The sequence below is a fragment of the Bacillus sp. MYb56 genome (genome assembly GCF_002976445.1).
Taxonomy (GTDB): Bacteria; Bacillota; Bacilli; order Bacillales; family Bacillaceae_G; genus Bacillus_A; species Bacillus_A mycoides.
Genome location: NZ_PCOH01000031.1, coordinates 26,038 through 46,621 on the forward strand (window position 1 = coordinate 26,038; position 20,584 = coordinate 46,621).

19 protein-coding genes and 1 riboswitch are annotated in these 20,584 nt (G+C 33.9%); of the genes, 8 read left to right on the forward strand and 11 right to left on the reverse strand.

Annotated elements, in window-relative coordinates:
- Window positions 1-45 precede the first annotated feature (45 nt).
- Window positions 46-1,620, reverse strand: coding sequence for a Ppx/GppA family phosphatase (locus CQ058_RS25725; protein ID WP_088034433.1), 1,575 nt, complete (start codon window positions 1,618-1,620; stop codon window positions 46-48).
- Between the two features lie 141 nt (window positions 1,621-1,761).
- On the opposite strand from CQ058_RS25725, the gene CQ058_RS25730 reads away from it, so the two are divergent.
- Window positions 1,762-2,220 carry a YkyB family protein gene (locus CQ058_RS25730; RefSeq protein WP_105590040.1) on the forward strand — a complete coding sequence of 153 codons (459 nt, stop codon included), beginning with the start codon at window positions 1,762-1,764 and terminating at the stop codon, window positions 2,218-2,220.
- Window positions 2,221-2,252: 32 nt separating this feature from the next.
- Here the strand turns inward: CQ058_RS25730 and CQ058_RS25735 are convergent, their stop codons facing one another.
- Together CQ058_RS25735 and CQ058_RS25745 are read right to left on the reverse strand one after the other, a co-directional pair.
- On the reverse strand, window positions 2,253-2,915 hold the full coding sequence (locus tag CQ058_RS25735) for a YkyA family protein (protein WP_105590041.1): 663 nt from the start codon (window positions 2,913-2,915) through the stop codon (window positions 2,253-2,255).
- Between the two features lie 641 nt (window positions 2,916-3,556).
- A complete protein-coding gene (locus CQ058_RS25745) occupies window positions 3,557-4,198 on the reverse strand; it encodes a diguanylate cyclase domain-containing protein (protein WP_105590042.1) in 642 nt (213 codons plus the stop codon).
- 164 nt (window positions 4,199-4,362) lie between these two features.
- Here CQ058_RS25745 and CQ058_RS25750 point away from each other — a divergent pair, with 164 nt between their 5' ends.
- The gene (locus CQ058_RS25750; RefSeq protein WP_000939453.1) at window positions 4,363-4,596 is read left to right on the forward strand and encodes an SPP1 phage holin family protein; all 234 of its coding nucleotides are present in this window, start codon (window positions 4,363-4,365) and stop codon (window positions 4,594-4,596) included.
- Window positions 4,597-4,627: 31 nt separating this feature from the next.
- On the opposite strand, the gene CQ058_RS25755 is transcribed toward CQ058_RS25750, so the two are convergent.
- Complete coding sequence (locus CQ058_RS25755) at window positions 4,628-5,128, reverse strand: hypothetical protein (RefSeq protein ID WP_002192634.1); 501 nt, start codon at window positions 5,126-5,128, stop codon at window positions 4,628-4,630.
- Between the two features lie 425 nt (window positions 5,129-5,553).
- On the opposite strand from CQ058_RS25755, the gene CQ058_RS25760 reads away from it, so the two are divergent.
- From CQ058_RS25760 to metE, 3 genes are all read left to right on the forward strand, one after another.
- A complete protein-coding gene (locus tag CQ058_RS25760; RefSeq protein ID WP_002192633.1) occupies window positions 5,554-7,095 on the forward strand; it encodes an MDR family MFS transporter in 1,542 nt (513 codons plus the stop codon).
- Between the two features lie 91 nt (window positions 7,096-7,186).
- Window positions 7,187-7,744: a PadR family transcriptional regulator gene (locus CQ058_RS25765; protein ID WP_000062071.1), complete on the forward strand. Its 558-nt coding sequence runs from the start codon at window positions 7,187-7,189 to the stop codon at window positions 7,742-7,744.
- Between the two features lie 353 nt (window positions 7,745-8,097).
- Window positions 8,098-8,285, forward strand: a riboswitch (cobalamin riboswitch).
- A 130-nt stretch (window positions 8,286-8,415) separates the two neighbouring features.
- On the forward strand, window positions 8,416-10,704 hold the full coding sequence (gene metE / locus CQ058_RS25770; RefSeq protein WP_002014819.1) for a 5-methyltetrahydropteroyltriglutamate--homocysteine S-methyltransferase: 2,289 nt from the start codon (window positions 8,416-8,418) through the stop codon (window positions 10,702-10,704).
- Window positions 10,705-10,744: 40 nt separating this feature from the next.
- Here metE and comJ read toward each other — a convergent pair whose 3' ends face one another.
- Both comJ and nucA read right to left on the reverse strand, forming a co-directional pair.
- Window positions 10,745-11,134 (reverse strand): competence protein ComJ, encoded by a 390-nt coding sequence (gene comJ, locus CQ058_RS25775; RefSeq protein WP_002088359.1) that lies wholly within the window; start codon window positions 11,132-11,134, stop codon window positions 10,745-10,747.
- Window positions 11,135-11,173: 39 nt separating this feature from the next.
- Window positions 11,174-11,608 (reverse strand): DNA-entry nuclease, encoded by a 435-nt coding sequence (gene nucA / locus CQ058_RS25780; protein ID WP_002014817.1) that lies wholly within the window; start codon window positions 11,606-11,608, stop codon window positions 11,174-11,176.
- A 236-nt stretch (window positions 11,609-11,844) separates the two neighbouring features.
- Between nucA and CQ058_RS25790 the strand changes: the two genes are divergently transcribed.
- Window positions 11,845-12,588 (forward strand): DUF3967 domain-containing protein, encoded by a 744-nt coding sequence (locus CQ058_RS25790; protein ID WP_002014816.1) that lies wholly within the window; start codon window positions 11,845-11,847, stop codon window positions 12,586-12,588.
- Between the two features lie 58 nt (window positions 12,589-12,646).
- Here the strand turns inward: CQ058_RS25790 and CQ058_RS25795 are convergent, their stop codons facing one another.
- A complete protein-coding gene (locus CQ058_RS25795; RefSeq protein WP_105590043.1) occupies window positions 12,647-13,921 on the reverse strand; it encodes a sensor histidine kinase in 1,275 nt (424 codons plus the stop codon).
- Window positions 13,922-14,230: 309 nt separating this feature from the next.
- Between CQ058_RS25795 and CQ058_RS25800 the strand changes: the two genes are divergently transcribed.
- Window positions 14,231-14,431, forward strand: a complete 201-nt coding sequence (locus tag CQ058_RS25800) for a hypothetical protein (RefSeq protein ID WP_000929276.1) — start codon at window positions 14,231-14,233, stop codon at window positions 14,429-14,431.
- A 117-nt stretch (window positions 14,432-14,548) separates the two neighbouring features.
- Window positions 14,549-15,712, forward strand: a complete 1,164-nt coding sequence (locus CQ058_RS25805; protein ID WP_105590044.1) for an aminotransferase A — start codon at window positions 14,549-14,551, stop codon at window positions 15,710-15,712.
- Between the two features lie 4 nt (window positions 15,713-15,716).
- Here CQ058_RS25805 and malR read toward each other — a convergent pair whose 3' ends face one another.
- The 4 genes from malR to CQ058_RS25825 form a co-directional block, all read right to left on the reverse strand.
- Window positions 15,717-16,748: a maltose operon transcriptional repressor MalR gene (gene malR, locus CQ058_RS25810; protein WP_088034426.1), complete on the reverse strand. Its 1,032-nt coding sequence runs from the start codon at window positions 16,746-16,748 to the stop codon at window positions 15,717-15,719.
- A 283-nt stretch (window positions 16,749-17,031) separates the two neighbouring features.
- A complete protein-coding gene (gene malD, locus CQ058_RS25815; protein ID WP_002160656.1) occupies window positions 17,032-17,874 on the reverse strand; it encodes a maltosaccharide ABC transporter permease MalD in 843 nt (280 codons plus the stop codon).
- Entirely contained in the window at window positions 17,875-19,176 is a 1,302-nt protein-coding gene (gene malC / locus CQ058_RS25820) for a maltosaccharide ABC transporter permease MalC (RefSeq protein ID WP_002088367.1), read from the reverse strand.
- 75 nt (window positions 19,177-19,251) lie between these two features.
- Entirely contained in the window at window positions 19,252-20,511 is a 1,260-nt protein-coding gene (locus CQ058_RS25825; protein ID WP_002088369.1) for an extracellular solute-binding protein, read from the reverse strand.
- Between the last annotated feature and the right edge of the window lie 73 nt (window positions 20,512-20,584).

Genomic DNA, 20,584 nt, shown 5'->3' on the forward strand with positions numbered 1-20,584 from the left:
ACAATATTCCAAAGTGTTAATTTTCTGTAAAGACATCCGTACAACTTAACGTTTTGATTCGAATGATAAGTGAATATTTGTTTTCAATACTCTTTCTAGCTGCTTTTTTTGTTTTTCAGCTTGTACTTTTTCTGCTAATGCCGATTGCTCACATAAAATTCTAAACGTTAATCCTTCTTTATTTTCTGTTATGGATATCGTATCAACAAGCGATCTTTGTCTTACATTTAAAGCAGCTGAAAATTGTAAAACAGCGCCTAATAGGCGGATTTTTTTTTGTTCGCTTTTATCAAACCAACCTTCAAATGGAGATAAATGTTGTTTAAATAGCATTTTTGATTTATAAGATGCAATAAGCGCTAACCTCACTCGATCTTTATGCATCATGCCGTCAATTGTTTTATTTGCCAATAAATAAAACGTGTGTAAACGACTCGCTTCTTCGTCTATATATTTTCCAATATTAAATACTTTCGCTGCTTGATGGAATGCTTCCCAGTCTTTTATTGAAACAGAAATCAGTCCCATTTCTTCGAGTTGTTTACAAATCAATCTTCCATGTTTAATAAGTTGAATGACAAATTCCATATCCATTTCATATTCGTGTGATAACAAATGTAAGCTTTCTTCAACTACATTCGGATAATATGAAATCCCTAAATCTTTCGTCAACTCTTCATAGAAAACACCTTCTCTTAATCCTTTTTTGCTTAATACAAATGCCGTTGCTTCTGTAATATTTACAAGTTTATGAAATACTTCAACCGCTGGAATAATTGTATCAGCTCGATCTTTTGCTAATCCTTCCATTTTCTGAAGTTCGATAAACGATTGTTTTTCCAATGCACCTTTTACATTTTCAATATCTTCTTCTTTCATTTTGTATAAATGTACTCCCGCTATAGGATAGTTTGTTAAATTTTGGTTGATTTTCGCTAAGTTTCTCGCACTACCACCAATTGCAATAAGAGGCAATTTCTTATCAATTAACCATGGTAACGTTCGAAATTGACACTCTAAATACTCTCGAATTTCCTCTAATTCATCTTTAGTAGGAATATCACCTTTAATAAATAGATGTTTTAAAGAAAGCGCACCAAAAGGAAAACTATGGTACTCTAAAATCTCTCTATTTTTAATATATGTAACTTCCGTACTTCCGCCACCAATATCTACTGTTATTCCTTCCGAAAACGAAGTAGAATTCATAACTGCTAAATAGCCGTAACGTGCTTCCTCATATTCTGATAATACTCTAAGAGTAAAGTCTGTTTGTCCTTCAACAAGTTTTTTAATCTCCTCTTGATTCTCAGCCTGTCTAATTGTTGCCGTTGCAACACAAAGTACATGATGCAACTGATGGAATTTTGTACTTTCTTGAAATTGAAATAATGTTTGTAACAATACTTCTTTACCTTCTTCATTCAAAACACCATCGATTAAATAATTTCTTAACCGAGCAACCACTTTCGTATTTTCAATTTCTTTATAAAAACCTCCATTTTGCTTTTCATAAATAACTAAACGCATTGTATTAGATCCAATATCTATAATGGCATATTGTAATTTTAATATTTCTTTCAAACTTCTCACTCTTTCATTATCAAATTTCTGAAACATATTCTATCACTATTATACAAAATAGTTGTTTTTTGTAACAATATTGCTTTAATATTGAAAATATATACAATTACTTTTTGCATATAATAAAAACCCATTTTATTTATGCTATAATAAGGAAAAATTGAAAGGAGAGTCAATATGAAACCTTCACAACCACAATCTCCATTGCATAATCAACATTCTATTAATAGACTAGCTCAATCTATTTTCGTTGTGAATCGTCATGCTAAAGCTGCAACTAACCCTAAGTACTTATATTGGTTAAAAAAGACTGCTTTAGAACGCTTAATTACTGAAAAAAAGGCTATCAAAGAAGGATTACATTTTTCTAGAAATCCACGTTTTAGTCAACAACAATCCGATGTTCTTATACGTTTAGGTGATTATTTTTTCCATATCCCTCCTACGAAAGATGATTTTCGCACCCTACCGCATCTTGGTCACCTTGAATCCTCCTATCGAAATCCGAAAACAACCTTATCTTTAACAGTAGCCAAAAAAACACTTCAAGATTATATTGGTCCTGAAGCACTGAAACAAGAAAAAAAATTAAGCGAACCAGTTCCATGGTATAGCCGTACCTATACAAAAAAATAAAACAGTTTGGCCTAATATTAGGCCAAACTGTTTTATTTTTTCTCTTCTTTAATTTTAATATTTGCTTGTTTATAAAAAGCTATTTTTTCTGTATTATAAGTTTTTGTAAATTCATTAAACTTGTCTTTTTCTGATTCAATATCTTTATAAGACTGATTTACCACTTTTACTTTTTCACTAATATCTTTTAATTTTGTACCTTTATCTTGTAACATTGTATATAATTCTTTTTCTTGTTTTAACGATTTATTATAGCTATCATACATTTTGTTAAATGAATCGTGTCGTTTCTCATATGTGCTTTTCACTTTATCCGCTTGATCTTTCAATTTCTTATCTTCAATTTTCTTCACATATTTATCTGCTGACTTCACTTCTTCTTGTGCCTTATTTAAAGATTCTTTTTCTTTTTTAAGCACTTTTTCTCGTTCATCTGTATTTTTCACTGCTTGGTTCAGTTTTTCCTTAACAGTTTGATTATTATCTTTTCCTTCTTGAACAATCTGATTATATAATTCTTGTCCCTCTTTTTCTAAAGTTTCAAGTTTCTTCGCATCTTCAAACATTGTTTTTTCTTGTTTTGCAGCATTTTCAAATGCAACATATAATTCCTCTTCTGGTTTCGGCCCGAAACAACCCGCTAGTAAAGTCATTGATAATGCAGTTACAATTGCTAATTTACTATACTTCAACATCTTTTTCCTCCTACTTATATACGATAATCGTGTAAAAAGCTATGAAATTATTTATCCTTTTATTAACTCCACACTCGCACCTTTTTTACGAAAATCATTCATATTGTTTATAATGCTTGTACAAATTGTATTACTCAAAATTACATTTTTGAACTAAATAGCAGTTTCATATCTACCTTTTACTTGGCACTTTTTAAAACCTGTTTATACTATGTATTACATAAAAGTACAACGGAATTCATCACAGCCATAATAATTTGGAGAACAACAGTAATAATTCACCTGATAAAAGATGGTCGTTGTTCTGTCACGTCTATCATTCTATCATTTCCTTTCCGCTTTCTATCAAATAATTTCTTTGTTCATTTTACACAGTGTAAATGTCATCTTGCAACAACTTACAATTATTCTTGTCATTCCCTAAAAAGGAAAAGTGTAGAGCATGCTTTCCTCTACACTTTAAAAATGAAACACATTGTGCAAAATGCATTGACACATCCAACATAATTATATGCTTATTCCATATATTTTTAAAGACTTTTATTACAATAAAAGTTCTTTTTGTAATAAAAGTCAAAAAAATGTTACATTCAAAACTTCTTCATATCATATTTCTTCAAATCGAAGTTTCACTCATTTTCTTACAAATCCCTATGCTGGTACAATTGATTTTGTGCCTTTCTTAACAATTCTTCAAAGGTTTTTCCTTCTATTGGATAACTAGCAGCTCCAAATAATAGCGTCATACTTAACAAACTATTTTCTATTTCATTTTCAATATTTTTCATTAATCGGTTTGTTATTGTCGACTTTTCATGTCCGTTATCAATCGCCACAATAACATACTTATTTTCATCCCACCTAGTAACGACATCCCCTTTACGAATTGTCTTTACAATCGTACTCTCCAATTTTTGTACTAACACCTCCAATTTTTTTTCTTGTACTGTTTCTTTTAGTTCTTTCCATTCTTTCACTGAAAGAATGTACACTGTAATATTATGAGAATCCCGTTCCGATAAAGCAGCTACTTTCTCAAAGAAATCAACTACAAAATCATTACTTGCCATTCCCCCTACTTCCGTATCCATACGCCCACTCGCTCTTTTATCATACCAATGTCCAAAATAATAGCTGAGTATCATTTGCAATATATAAATAATAAAGACGGTATAAAATGATCGCGAATCCAGTTTTGTAATTACATCCTGAAGCGCAATCCATTCTGTAACTGCCACTGTATTCCCAAGTAATAACCCACTAATTTTACCTTTATGTTTCATATTTCTCCTCCTTTCTATACCAATATATGTTTCTATAACAATTATGTTTTTCTACAAAATAAAAAATGTACACATTGAGTGTACATTTCCGCTTAAGCTTGTATACCATTTCTATTCTATTTCATATATATACTATATATCGTTTTTAGGAAGAGGTGACTTATATGCTACAAAAAGAAAATCTATCAGATATTATACGTTTACTAGCAGGGTTTCTGCTATCATTAAAATTATTATTTAATTCTTTCGGAGTGAACTTTATTACAAACGATCAAATTGACGCTATTGTAAATGTCGTTTCCTTTCTGTTCATTTTATATTTTGGTTATAAAAATAATTATGTAGGAAAAAAAGGAATCGAGCAAAAAAAAGTACTCAAAAAACACAACCTTCATTAAAAAAGGAACCTTTCTTACAGGTTCCTTTTTATCATTGCCGCACAACAACTTCATTTGTTTGCAGCGGACCATATGATACTTCTTTATATTGAAATGTATATGTAGCCTGAAATAATGCGTTTTTGATTGCTTTATCTTTATTTGCTTTTATTTTACAAATTAGTTCTACTTTCTCATTCGGTAATAAATTATTGATTCGCCACCTTACAAGCTGGAACAAAAACTCGCTCATCCCCTTATCAGCCTTTAATGAATTTGGGATATATGCAAAATAATCTCGAATCATATGACTTACTACAACTCGTGAAATCATTTCCATTCCTTTATTTTCTACTTCAATTCGAATAATAAGTATGTCATTTACATCATAGGTCAGTTCATATGAAAATTTTTCTTTATACATACTACGGATTTGCAATGTAACTGCTACATTAGGACATTCGTTTTCCTTTTTTGAGCCATCAATCCATAACACCGGTTGTAACGGTATTGAACGCCTTCCTTGATCCGAAATCCGTTTCCATATTTTCATAATAATATTCACCCCATTTCAGATGCATCATATCCATACGACCTTATTCTGCCTCTCCACACAATATTAATAAAGCTTGTTACAAACGATATATAGTTATTACTCTTCCTTTTATCCTATTCGACAATATAAAGAAAAAACCATTTTTCCTCTGTTAACAGAAGGTATTCTTACTGAAATATTTTTTTACAATTTCCTTCATTGACTTTACACCACTACTAAGTATCGCTCACTCTTTCTCTGTCCATACAACAGAATATTTTGACGGAAGAAAAAGTTTGCCTTTTAGTCAAATTTGACTATAATATTCTTTATGGCTTTGTCAGTGCACTTGTGTAAATTGATTTAAAAAACTATATTTCAAATTTTTATGCGCTGCACTCAAAACTTCATATAGTTTACTTATTATTAAAGGAGGGTTATATTTGGAATCTCAATTATCAAAAAAAGACTCCAACAATACAAAATTTGTTGTTGCAGGTTTATTACTTGGTATTTTAATGGCGGCAATGGATAATACAATCGTTGCAACAGCAATGGCTACGATTGTTGGAGACCTAGGAGGATTTGACAAGTTCGTTTGGGTCACGTCTGCATATATGGTAGCAACAATGGCTGGGATGCCTATCTTCGGAAAACTTTCTGATATGTACGGACGGAAACGCTTTTATATTGGTGGCCTCATTCTTTTCTTATTCGGTTCTGCACTTTGCGGGACAGCATCTAGTATTGAGCAACTAAGTATTTATAGAGCAATTCAAGGGATTGGTGGCGGCGCTCTTATGCCTATCGCCTTCACGATTATGTACGATATATTCCCACCAGAAAAGCGCGGAAAAATGACAGGGCTATTCGGTGCGGTTTTCGGGACATCTAGTGTATTTGGCCCTTTATTAGGTGCTTATATTACAGACTATATAAGTTGGCATTGGGTCTTCTATATTAATATTCCATTAGGAATTATCTCCTTCTTCTTCATTACTAAATACTACAGTGAATCTCTAGAATTTAGAAAACAAAAAATTGATTGGGCTGGCGCTATTACACTTGTTATTAGTATCGTTTGCTTAATGTTCGCCTTAGAACTTGGTGGTAAAGAATACGCATGGAATTCCACTGTAATTATCGGTTTATTTACAACAGTTGTTATTATGCTTATTATTTTCTTCTTCGTAGAACGAAAAGCAACTGAGCCTATCATTTCTTTCCATCTATTTAAAAAACCTTTATTCGCAGCTAGCCAAGGCGTTGCCTTTTTCTATGGTGCCGCTTTTATTATCTGTACAGTTTATATCCCAATCTTCGTTCAAGGTGTTCTCGGCGGTTCAGCCTCAAATGCTGGATTAATTTTAACACCTATGATGGTTGGCTCTGTAATTGGAAGTCAAACAGGTGGACAGTTAGCTTCTCGAACAAGTTATCGTAACATCATGATGGTATCTGGTGTTTTCTTCGTAATTGGTATTTATTTACTAAGCACTTTAACAATGGATACACCTCGTCTACTTGTAACGCTATTTATGGTTCTCACTGGACTTGGAGTTGGTTTCTCGTTCTCAGTTTTAAGTATGTCTTCTATCCACAAGTTAGAAATGCGAGACCGTGGTTCTGCTACATCAACAAACTCATTCTTCCGTTCACTCGGTATGACTCTTGGTGTAACGATTTTCGGTACAATTCAAAACCATATTTTTACTACTAAATTAAACACTGTGTTCCCTCCTGAACTAGCTAAATTAGCTCCAAAAGGCGGAGACACAAGTTTCTTATTATCACAAGGTGCTACCGATAAGATTCCAGCTGAAATATTAACTGGTATTAAAGATGCTCTCGCTACCTCTATTGCCAGTACATTCTTCTGGGCACTGATCCCGGCTGTACTAAGTATTATTTGTATTTTACTTATGGGAAATGAACGCCTCTTTACAGGTCCAAAAACGAAACAAAAACAAAAGCAAGTAAGTTAATATAGAGAAAAGAAACGGCATATCCCTTTATGAAAACGGATATGCCGTTTATAATATGTATAAAGTTTTTATTTATAGGAGTTGAGACAGCATGAGCATGAAATTAGTCATTCTCGGCTTGCTACTTGAAGGAGATAAACATCCATATGAAGTGCAGCACATCATGAAAGAACGACAAATGGATTGTTATATTAAATATGCAAAAGGATCACTTTACTACGCCTTCGAACAATTAGAAAAGCAGGGTGCAATTCGTATTACCACGATTGTTCGAGATACGAATAGACCCGATAAAACAATCTTTCATATAACAGAAGAAGGTAAACGGTTATTTCACACGTTACTATTAAAACAATTTGAGGCAAAAAATCAAATATATAAACCAATTTATTCGGCACTCTCTTTCGCTCATTTTGGTGATGATCAAGAGTTAATTCCTATTTTAGAAAAAAAGAAAAATGATACCGTTCAATATTTACATAAAATGCAAACTATTTATGATTGTAGCAAAGGACACATTCCTCGTGCACAACTATATATTTTACAAAGCGTTATTGAACATATTACAGTTGAATTGCAATGGTTAAACACCCTCCTTACAGATGCAGTTGCAGGACGACTTTCAGAAATTGATATAGATGAAGGTTGAACTTATAAAGAAGAAACTGTAAAAAGACAATAAAGTTATTTCATTGTAAAACCTAAAACAAGCATACCCCCGTTCTAATTTAGGAAGGGGGTATGCTTGTTTTAGGTTCGACATAAGATGAGCCAATTGTTGAATAACATAAATGGCATCTTATCTCTGTACAGATATCCACTTCTTTACAAGTTTAATCGCACTTCATTTCAATTTCCCCAACCTCTCTTCCCTCTTGAAAAAATCAGAATAATCCGAATGATAAGAATAAAAAACTTTAGAATTTTCTTATTTTAAAACAGTGGACAAAATTCCGAAAATTGTGTTAGAATTTGTTTCAATATCATATCGCTTGTTAAATTCCTTTCAAAAGGAAAATAGGTACACGAATATTTCACTTCGTGTTTAAAGGGGAAGTTTGGTGAAACTCCAACACGGTCCCGCCACTGTAAATGCTGAGATTTCTTTTTTGTGCCACTGTGAAAACGGGAAGGTGAAAGAAATTATATGAAGCATAAGTCAGGATACCTGCCTATTTTAACAACACTGATAGACTCACGGATGATGATGAGGTGTTAAGAACAAAAAGGAAGGCTTATTTTTCTATGCCTTTATGCTTTTTGTTATAGGTATTTCCGAGTAAACGGAAATGCTTACTTTCAATTAGGGAGGAATTTAAAATGGCAATTCAAACAAGTAACTTAGGTTATCCACGTATCGGACTACAACGAGAGTGGAAAAAAACATTGGAAGCTTTTTGGTCCAATAAAATTGATGAAGAACAATTTTTAACGACAATGAAAGAAATTCGCCTTCAACACGTCAAAGTACAGCAAGAAAAGGGAATTGAATTAATTCCAGTTGGCGATTTTACATATTATGACCACGTTCTGGATACGGCCTACATGTTAGGATTCATCCCGTCACGTTTTTCAGAGTTTACCTCTTACCTTGATGTATATTTTGCAATGGCACGCGGCTCTAAAGATCACGTTGCTTCTGAAATGACAAAATGGTTTAACACAAACTATCATTACATTGTTCCTGAATATGAAGAAGGATTACAAATCTCTTTAAAAGACAATCGTCCTCTTCGTTTATATGAAGAAGCGAAAAAAGAGTTAGGTGTTGATGGAAAACCAGTTATTTTAGGCCCTTATACATTCCTAAAACTAGCAAAAGGTTATAACGAAGAGCAATTTGCCACTATTTTAAAAGAGCTAGTTGCACCTTATGTACAATTATTCTCTGAATTACACGCAGCTGGAGCACAAATTATTCAAGTTGACGAACCAATCTTCGCATCTTTAACAAAAGATGAAATTAATCAAGCGAAAGAACTTTACGAAGCTATTCATAAAGAGGTTCCAAATGCTAATCTTCTTCTACAAACATATTTTGATAGTGTAGAAGAGAACTATGAAGAAATTATTGCATTCCCTGTTTCTGGTATTGGATTAGACTTTGTTCATGGCAAAGAAGGTAATGTAAATGCTATTTCAAAATACGGATTCCCAGCTGATAAAATTTTAGCTATCGGTTGTATAGATGGCCGTAACATTTGGAGAGCTGATCTTGATGATGTACTTTCTTTATTTACAACATTACAAAATCAAATCACAGCAAAAGGTTTAATTGTTCAACCTTCTTGTAGCTTATTGCATACTCCAATTGATAAAACGGAAGAAACGCACTTAACAAGTGAATTATTTGATGCACTTGCATTTGCTAATCAAAAATTAGAAGAACTAGTCCTTATCCATTCTGCTCTTACTAAAGGTGTAGAAAGCATCAGTAGCGATTTAACAACATATCGTAATGCACATCATGCAATCCGCTCATCAGCTGCACGTAATCGTGAAGATGTAAAAGTGGCACGTACATCACTTAAAGAAGATGATTTCTCACGTCCTCTTCCATTTGAAAAACGATATGAACTACAACAAGTAGCTTTACAATTACCGTTGTTACCAACAACAACTATTGGTAGCTTCCCGCAAACATCTGAAGTTCGTCAAACACGTAAACAGTGGCGTAACGGCGATATTACAAATGAACAATATAATCAATTCATTGAAAAAGAAACTGCAAAGTGGATTCGTTACCAAGAAGATATTGGTCTTGATGTACTAGTACATGGTGAATTCGAAAGAACTGACATGGTGGAATATTTTGGAGAAAGACTTGCTGGTTTCTCCTTTACTAAAAACGGATGGGTACAATCATACGGTTCTCGTTGCGTAAAACCACCTGTTATTTATGGTGATGTTGCCTTTATAAGTGGAATGACTATTAAAGAAACTGTATATGCACAAAGCTTAACAGAGAAAGTAGTAAAAGGTATGCTAACTGGACCTGTCACTATTTTAAATTGGTCATTCGTTCGAAATGATATTTCAAGAAAAGAAGTTTCATATCAAATTGCATTAGCACTTCGTCATGAAATTGAATTACTTGAATCTTCCGGAATTAGAGTAATCCAAGTCGATGAACCTGCACTTCGTGAAGGTATGCCGTTAAAAGAAAAAGATTGGGATGCATACATTACATGGGCAGTTCAATCATTCCTTTTAGCAACATCTTCTGTAGAAAATGAAACACAAATTCATACTCATATGTGTTATAGTAACTTCGAAGATATTGTAGATGCAATTCGAGCGTTAGACGCAGATGTTATTTCTATCGAAACATCAAGAAGTCATGGAGAATTTATTAATACATTAAAGCATACAACATATGAAAAAGGAATTGGTCTAGGGGTATATGATATTCATAGCCCACGTGTCCCAAGTAAAGATGAAATGTTCACAATCGTAGAACAATCTTTACAAGTATGTGACCCTAAATATTTCTGGATTAATCCAGACTGTGGTTTAAAAACACGAAGAACTGAGGAAGTTATACCTGCTTTAGAGCACATGGTTCAGGCAGCAAAAGACGCTCGTTCTCTCCTAAAAACAAACGCATAATAAAAAACGTGTTATCCTTCAAAAAGGATAACACGTTTTTTTATTCTACACTCTCAAAATAGAAGTCGTATTGTACTTTATACAATTCATCGTCTGATGGCTCTTCAAGAGGAGTTGCCTGCAAGACTATCATATATTCCCCGTTCGGAATAGGAATATGATATTTATTAGAAAGAATACTTGTTATATATACTTCTTCATTCTTCACTGTGAAAGGAACTGATATCGTTCTAACCACTTCTTCTTTCTCAATATGATTTCCACAAGTAACTTCCACTTCACAAGTATAGTCAGAGATTGCTTCAAAAATAATAGCTCCATCCACCTCAGCATAGCCTCTTTCAAAATCTTCAGGAGTCCAATCTACATAAGGCTGCTGACCATCATAGTTCATTATCATTAATTGCGAATATGAAATTGTTAATTCCATAACTATCCCTCTCCTCCACTATGAAATGTATGCCAATTACTATTTCACTTCAAATTTCACACGCGTACCATCTGGATATTTGTCTAGCTTATTCCCTACCCAAGAACCTGCACCGCGGTTATCTGCTGGACTTATATATTCAATATGAGCTCCTTTTCCGCCTTCCTTACACATCGCCATCGGCCATTCATCACGATCATAACCTTTCTTCGTCGGATATGGCGCTAACGATAATTTCCTTCTATCCGCTGCACCATTACGATCAATTGTGCACATTTCCGAATGTCCTTCTTTTATAGCATCCGTTATATGTTTCCCGGTCTCTGGATATCGTTCTTTCGGGAACTCTAGAATTTGATCATACGTAGTTGTTTTTTTAGTACTTGTCTCCTCTGGCACAAGTACTTCATATACCGCTACCAAAAGAGAAAGAATTGCAATAATTGAAATGATAATACCTTTAAATTGCTTCATGTGTACCTCCGTGTTCCTACCAATTTCTTTTCCTCAGTTATTATAACAAACTTCTTCTATGTATGTTTTCAGACATTATTTTAGCTCTTCCTCTCCATTCCGCCAAAAACATTCATTTTTCTTCATCTTTTCACTAATGCTGTAGAAAACTAATAACCTTCCGACATTCTTTTTCAAAGGAAGTCCACATAAAAGGTTGAAATGATATATACGATACTTTTTGGGGAGGAACTATCATGGAAGCTATTTATAAAACGAAAGATGTTACAAATAAAACAGGTATCCCAAAACATATAGTCCGAAAATATAGCCAACTCTTAGAGGAACACGGTTATATCATTTCAAAAACAGCTGATGCTCGTATTTATAAATTGGATGATTTAAAACTATTGAAATCTATACATGAAAGAGCTGCTACATTACAAGAGGACATTTCAGAAACAATACCTATTATTTTAAAAGAAAAAGAAGCCCCACCTGTACCTGTTATTCAAGATAAACAAGAAGTGCAACCAAAAGAAGATGGGCGTAACTTTGAGGAGTTCATGCTAAAACTTGAAATGCTTGCTCAATTGAATGAAGCAATTATTCATCAAAACTCTACTCTCATTACACAAAATCGTTTAAAAGACGAGAAATTAGATGAACTAATGCAACAAGTTTATGTAAAAGAAGGCTCACAAGAAAAAATGTTACAAGATCTAGTTGTTCACGCCGCTCAAACAGATGCACTCCAAAAAGAAAAGATGGACTTATTAATGAATCATATGTATAAGCGAGAATCCAAACAAGAAGAAAAAATGAATAAACTTGTCAATCAAATTTACAATAAAGACAGCAACCGTGATACACAACTTATGCAAGTTATTCGTGAAATTCAAGAAACAAAAAGATTAGTCGCCGCCTCAAAAGAGCAAAGCTTCTTTCAATCATTTAAAAGTTTATTCGTTCGAACAAAACAAGAAAAAATAAATGAATGAAATTTTGTAACTTTTTCTAATGCACGAAAAATAAAAAGTTACCTTCTATCGGTAACTTTTATTCCTTATATCGTACAGCTGGCAATATAATAATAGCTTCAGTTCCTTTTCCGCTTTCACTTTTATATTCCAATGTGCCATTATGCGCTTGTAAAATACTAAATGTTACCATAAGGCCTAATCCTGTTCCTTTTTCTTTTAAAGAATAATACGGTTGTCCAAGCCTTACTAACTGTTCTTTTGTCATTCCAACACCACTATCTTTAACTCTTATTATTATCAATTCATCTTTTTGAATAGCTGTTACTTTTAAATACCCTTTGTTTCCTTGAATTGCTTCAATACCGTTTTTAACAACATTCATAATAGCTTGCTTCAATTTCGTCTTATCGCCGATAGTATAAAGGCTCTCAGAAATCTCAACTTGCAAATAAACGCCCTGCATCGCTGCAAATGATGACATAAGAGTTGTCATTTCAATTAATTGTGCTGATAAACAAATATGTTCTTTTTTTTCAATTTGAGGCCTTGCTAAATTTAAATAATCTGAAATAATTTGTTCAGCACGATCCAGTTCAGCTAATACGAGACGCATATAATCTTTGTTTTTTACGTCTTCCGTACTCTCTAGCAATTGAATAAACCCTCGTACAACAGTGAGAGGGTTTCGAACTTCATGTGCAACACTTGCAGCTAACTCACTTACAATATTAAGTTTTTCTGATTTTTGCATTTCTGTACGCAATAATGCATTTTCGTTTAAATACTCAGTCAAATACACTTGAAATACCATTGTCATAACCATAATAAGTGATGCAAATATATACCCACTATATAGATTAGATATGTACGGTGTAAAACCTGTTTCTAAAAGGACATTCAACATCCCGGCTACTAATGAAACAAGAACATAAAATGATGCAATCATAAAAGCTAATATTAGCTTCTTATCTCTTGAAAAAAGAGACCATTTCTTTGACAAAAATAATGGAATTATCGAAAGAAATATAACTTCTACCATAGGCAACCAACTAAGCCCCTTAAAAATCCATTCATAGGCAACATAAATAATGGCAGGGATGAGCCCAACAATCCCACCATATAAAAAACCACTAACAATTGGGACTGGATGAAAATTGTATCCGCAAACGCTACCAAAACAAATAGAGTATGTCATGGAGAGAACGAGTGTAACGCTAGATAAAAACATAATAAAGTAGCGATTAGGCTTCGGAAGCATTCCTTGATAACGATTTAAACGAATCGCTTCATATAAAAATAGTGGTAAAATAATGATGGCAATTTGGATCATTAAATCACGAATCAGCTCCATAGCCTCTCATCCCCTATATGTATTTTGATATGATTATATCATTTTATAAGTCTATTTGTTTTAAAATTTTGATTTTTCTTAACATCTTTGTTAATTATTTGTTAACAACTAATAATAAATGTTACAAATTTCCGAAATGATTGTAAATCCTGTACCAAATTTCCTTCGTGCAGTATACAATGAATACGGATTACAAAGAAAATAAAAAACACTTCACTAAACGGACAACTATCGCAAAATACAGCATATAATCCATACTATCTATGTTTACAAATAAGTGATCATTACTTTAGTAGGAGGAAGATAAATATGGCGGGTACTACGCTTGTTTTAAAAGAAGAAAATTTGGTTGTGCTAGAAAACGTTGAAAAATCAGTATACGAAGAATTGCAACATAAAGCAGGGGACGAAGACTGTACATGTGCTGTAAATGAATCCGTTGTCCATCTTGGCAAAGTATCTTCCGTACTTTGGAACGAAGATGAAATAGATTGGGAATACGGTTATTAAAAAGTCGCTTGCAGCGGCTTTTTTCTTTTCTCTCTTTCTAAATAACATATGCAAAGCGTAATCATAGAAAATATGATAAAATGGACTTAATTTTCAAACGGAAGAAAGGGAGATACAATGGAACAATTCATTAACCCTAGAGTGAAGGACATCCAAATTTCTGGAATCCGTCAGTTCTCTAATATGATTCAAAACTATGATAATCTTATCTCTTTAACAATTGGGCAACCCGATTTCCCTACACCTTCTCTAGTAAAAGAAGCAGCTAAACGGGCCATTACAGAAAATTATACAAGCTATACACATAACGCTGGTTTACTAGAATTACGCAAGGCAGCTTGTAACTTTGTAAAGGACAACTACAATTTACATTATTCACCTGAAAACGAAACCATTGTTACAATCGGTGCTAGTGAAGCGATCGATGTTGCATTCCGAACTATTTTAGAACCAGGAACGGAAGTAATTTTGCCTGCTCCTATTTACCCTGGTTACGAGCCGATTATTCGACTATGTGGTGCAACGCCTATTTTTATAGATGTTCGCGAAACTGAATTTCGTTTAACAGCTGAAGCATTGCAACATGCAATTACAGAACGAACAAGATGCGTCGTTTTACCGTATCCTTCTAATCCAACTGGTGTTACCTTATCAAAAGAAGAATTAGAAGATATTGTATCTATCTTAAAAGATAAAAATATTTTCGTTCTTTCTGATGAAATTTATAGTGAACTTGTATATGAAGAAAAACACACATCTATCGCTCATTTCCCAGAAATGCGTGATAAGACGATTGTCATTAACGGCTTATCAAAATCACATTCTATGACCGGCTGGCGTATCGGACTTTTATTTGCTCCAGAATATTTAGCAAAACACGTATTAAAAGTTCATCAATACAATGTTACATGTGCTACTTCAATTGCTCAATATGCTGCAATCGAAGCTTTAACAGCTGCTAAAGATGCCCCGAAGATGATGCGCTATCAATACAAAAAACGCCGTGATTACGTATATAATAGACTCATTCAAATGGGTTTAACGGTTGAGAAGCCAACAGGTGCATTTTATTTATTCCCATATGTTGGACATTTAACATCTTCATCATTTGATTTTGCACTTGATCTTGTAAAAGAAGCTGGGCTAGCCGTTGTTCCTGGAACCGCATTTTCCGAATACGGTGAAGGCTACCTTCGCCTTTCCTATGCTTACAATATTGAAACTTTAAAAGAAGGCTGTGACCGTTTAGAAGCCTTTCTAAAGAAAAAAGCTAAGAGTTAAACTCTTAGCTTTTTGTTGCATAATGATCACAAGTTTGACGCTTCAATAATTTATGCGGAATAATAATGCATTTTGAAGTAGATTCAGAATGCTCCACCTTATCAACTAAAGCTTTTGCCGCTTCATAACCTAATTGATAAATATTCACATCAACTGTCGAAAGTGGTGGACTAGCAATTTCTGATAATAAAGCATTGTTAAAGCTTACAATCGAAACATCTTTCGGTACAACAAATCCTTTTTTAGAAAGCGCACTTAACACGCCAAGTCCAATTAAATCATCCGTTGCCATAATTGCCGTCGGTGGTTGCTTTAGTCCCATTAATTCCTCAACAGCCTGTTGACCACTCTCTCTTGAAAAATCAAAGTGTAAAATATACTCTTTCGGCAATAGAATATCTGCTAGTTTCAAAGCATCACTCATCCCCGCCAAACGATCTCTCGTTACAAGTAAATCTGATCCACCGCCGATGAATGCGATTTGTTTATGGCCTAATGAAATTAAATATTCCGCTACTTCTCTTGCAGCTGTATAATTGTCATTATCTACATATGTAATTTCATCTTTTCGATCATATGGTTTTCCAATTAAAACAAACGGGAAGTTTTGGTCATGCAAGTATTGAATAATCCGATCGTTCTCTCTTGAATATAAAAGAATAATACCACCGATTTGACGCCCTTGTACCATTTTTACAACACCATTAAAAATTTCATCTTCCGTTTCACCAGTCGACATATAAAGCGCATACCCTTCCACATGTGCAAATGAACTAATTCCTCTTATAACTTCTGGGAAAAATGGATTTTGAAAAGCTTTACTTGCAGAACTCGGCATAACAAGACCAAGTGTCTTCGTCGTTTGGTTCGCAAGATTTCTTGCATTTAAATTAGGATGATATCCCAGTTCACTCATCACTTTTCGAACACGGCGCTTTGTCTTTTCACTTATACTTGGATTATCAGCAATTACACGAGAAACTGTTGATGGTGCAACATTTGCCTGCTTCGCCACATCTTTAATTGTAACTGTCATAAAAATCCCCTCCTCTCACTTCTCTGCCATTTTTCATATATTTTATCTTGCACCCGTTGCAAGTCATAGGAGAAGTCATAAACTGTCATTTATTTATTCTATCTTGCAAAACTTATCATATTCTCCCTCTCCATGTATTGTAAGGGATATAGCTCTTTTTTCCTATACTATAATATACTATTTATTTCACTTCTTTTCATATGCGATGTCAAATCTCTTTTCATCTCTCTATAATTTTTTTATAGAGAGATGAAAAGAAAAATGGGACATAATGTCCCATTTCTCATCCTTTCGTACCTCCAGCTGTTAAACCAGAAATAAAGTATTTTTGTAGTGATAAGAATAAAATCGAAATCGGGATTGCAATTAATACGGAACCAGCCGCAAACGTCGTAAATTCATTACCAAATTTCTTCGCTACCATTTCATAGAGTCCAACTGCTAAAGTGTAATTTTCCGGCGTGCGTAAAATAATACTTGCTAAAATGAAATCTGTAAATGGACCGATGAAAGTGAATAATGCTACAACCGCTACGATTGGCTTTGCAAGCGGCATAATGATTTGCCAAAAAATACGGAAGTGTCCTGCTCCATCCATGCGGGCTGACTCATCCAACTCTTTCGGAATCGTATCAAAATACCCTTTCATAAGCCAAGTATTCATTGGAATTGCTCCACCTACATAAATTAAAATTAATGCAAGATGTGTATCAATTAATCCTGTTAACTGCGCTAATACATATAGTGCGATTAACGCTGCAAAGTTCGGAATCATTTGTAGAATTAAAAATGTTAATAAACCATTTTTTCTTCCGACAAAACGATATCTCGAAAATGCATAAGCAGTAAAGCTAATTGCTAACACCGAAAAAATCATCGTCATAACACTAACTTTTAACGTATTTTTATACCAAAGTAAGTACTTACTTGAATCAAGATCAAGTAGCTTACGATAATGATCTAACGTAGCATTTTTTGGAATAATGCTAGAACCAGACAAACTATCTCCTGGATTAAACGATGAACCAATAATCCATAGTAATGGATAGAAAATAATCGCACACATTATGAAGATAACTAAATAACTTAATGAAAGACGTAACATCTTTTGTCGTTTAATATTCATTTACATCATATCCTCTTCTTGGAATGATTTTGTTCTCTTAAATTGCCATAATGCAACTGTAATAACGATTAACGATAAAATCATTGTAAGAGCTGCTGCTTTTCCGTACTGCGCTGAAGTCATCGTTAACTTATAAATCCATGAAATTAAAATATCCGTTCCACCTGCATCTTGCCCCGCTACAGCAGGACCTCCGCCGTTAAATAGATAAATGATACTAAAGTTATTAAAGTTAAACGTATATTGTGTAATTAAAATTGGTGCTGTTGCGTATAAAACAAGTGGCAATGTAATTTTGCGGAACTGTTGCCAAGCAGTTGCTCCATCTACTGTAGCAGCTTCATATAATTCTCCTGGAATCGATTGCAATATACCTGTTGTCATTGCAAAGACGAATGGGAAACCGAGCCACGTTTGGATCATAATTAAAGCAATCTTCGCCCAAAACGGATCTGTCATCCAAGCAATCTTTTCAATCCCGAATAAAGCTAATACTTGATTATTAATTGCTCCAAATGTTTCATTAAACATACCCGAGAAGACAAGAATAGATACGAATGCTGGAACAGCCCACGGTAAAATGAAGATTGTTCGAATAATTGCCTTACCTTTAATACCAGGCTGATTTACGATAATTGCTAAGAAAATACCAAGTGCAACTTGTAATGTTGTTGCAACAAATGTCCAAATGACAGTCCAAGAAAATACACTTAAAAATGTCTCTCTCCACATTGGTAATGTGAAAATATCAATAAAGTTTTTAAAGCCCACCCAATCTACTAATTTAGCTGGAGGAGAGTGATATAAGTCATAGTTCGTAAATCCAATTAAAATTACAAAAATGATTGGAAATACAACTACAAAGATTAGTAATAGAAATCCTGGTGAAACCATTAAATATGGAAAACCTTGATCTAATAAGTTACGGTATTGCTCTTTTACTGAATTTAATGGTGTTCCTATATCACGTTTCTTCCCATTTTGGTATGCATCATATAAGTTAAATCCATATATTCCGAGTCCAAACACTATGACGATAAGTGCCAAAATCCCTTCTACTAATAGAAAGACAGAATGGTCACGTGGAACTTCTGTACCGAGCGTTACAATTCCCCATAATCCCATATTTAACAAATCAGCAAATGCTACAATAAATGAACCTGTTAATACTAGAAAAATAAGGCCTTTTACAAATTGTTTATTATATATTTGGCCCATGCCTGGAATAATAGATAACATGGTCGCCATTTTCCTATGTTTCGAACCGTTCATATCTTTCATTGGTTCCATAGATGTTTGCATGTTCCTTCCCCCTTTTTTCTTCCTACTTGGAAGGGAGAGAATTCGTGCCTCTCCTATAGAGGCACGAATTTCACCTTATTTTTTCTTACTATGATTTGCCTCAATATTTCCTTTAATTTGTTTCACTGCACTATCAAGCGCGGATTTTGGTGCCTCTTTATCTGTAACTACTAACTGAAGCGCGTCTCCAGCTGGTTTCCATACTTCTTGCATTTCTGGAATATTCGGCATTGGAATTCCATTTTCTGATTGAGTTGCAACTGCTTTTGCAGCTTCATTATCTTTAATAATTGGATCTTCCATTACTGATTTTACTGGAGGAATCTCTTTTGTCTTCTCAAATCTAATTTTTGCGTTTTCTTCATTTGTTACCCACTCAGTGAATTTTGTAGCTAAATCATTTTGTTTAGAGAAGCTTGTTACATGCCATCCTTTTACCCCAACAAATGTTTTCATCGGTTGACCATTTGGTAATTTTGGCATTGGAGCAACACCATAATCAATTCCGTTCTTTTCCATCGCTTGGAACGCCCACGGTCCGTTCATAATAGATGCTGCTTTTCCTTCATTGAATAATCCATCAGCAGCAGGTCCACCAGATTCACCGATAATACCTTTCGGGAATAACTTTTCTTTGTACCATTTTTGAAGATATTCAGCACCTTGTACTGCTCCGCTATTATTTAATCCAACATCACTTGCATTTGGCTTTCCGTCTTTCTCACCAAATACATATCCGCCCATACCTGCCATAAACGCGTTAGCAAAGTAGAAGTTATCTCCTAATGTTAAAAATCCGTACTTGCCATCCTTCGTAAAGTCTTTTGAGAAGTTAAATAGCTCGTCCATCGTTTCTGGAGCTTTTTGCATTAATTTTTTATTGTAAATAAAAATTGGTGTTTCAATTGCTTTTGGTAAACCATATAATTTCCCGTTGTATGTTTGTGCCTTTATTGATAAGTCAGTAAATTTACTCTTCACAGCATCATCTGCTTTTACTTCAGAAAGTAAGCCTTCTGTTACTGCATTTCCGATTTGATCGTGTGGCAATGTTACAACATCTGGTCCCGTCCCCGCTGGTCCATCAAGACGTAACTTCTTCACTTGATCTGTCATTTGCATTTCAACAACTTTTACTTTTACTTTATATTTTTCCTCAAAGCTTTTCACTGCTGGTTCTAAACCAACACCTTTTTTATCATCTTCCCAAACGAGAAGATCATAGTCTTTCTTCGCTTTACTTTCCTCTTTTTTTCCTGAATCTTTCGGTCCACATGCAGATAACATGCCAATTGACAATGCTGAAATCGTTAATAGTGATAATGCTTTCTTCATCCCAAAAACCTCCCTAAATTGTCTATGTACCTCTTTAATTGAAAACGTTTGCATTTAATTGTTTAATAGAAGC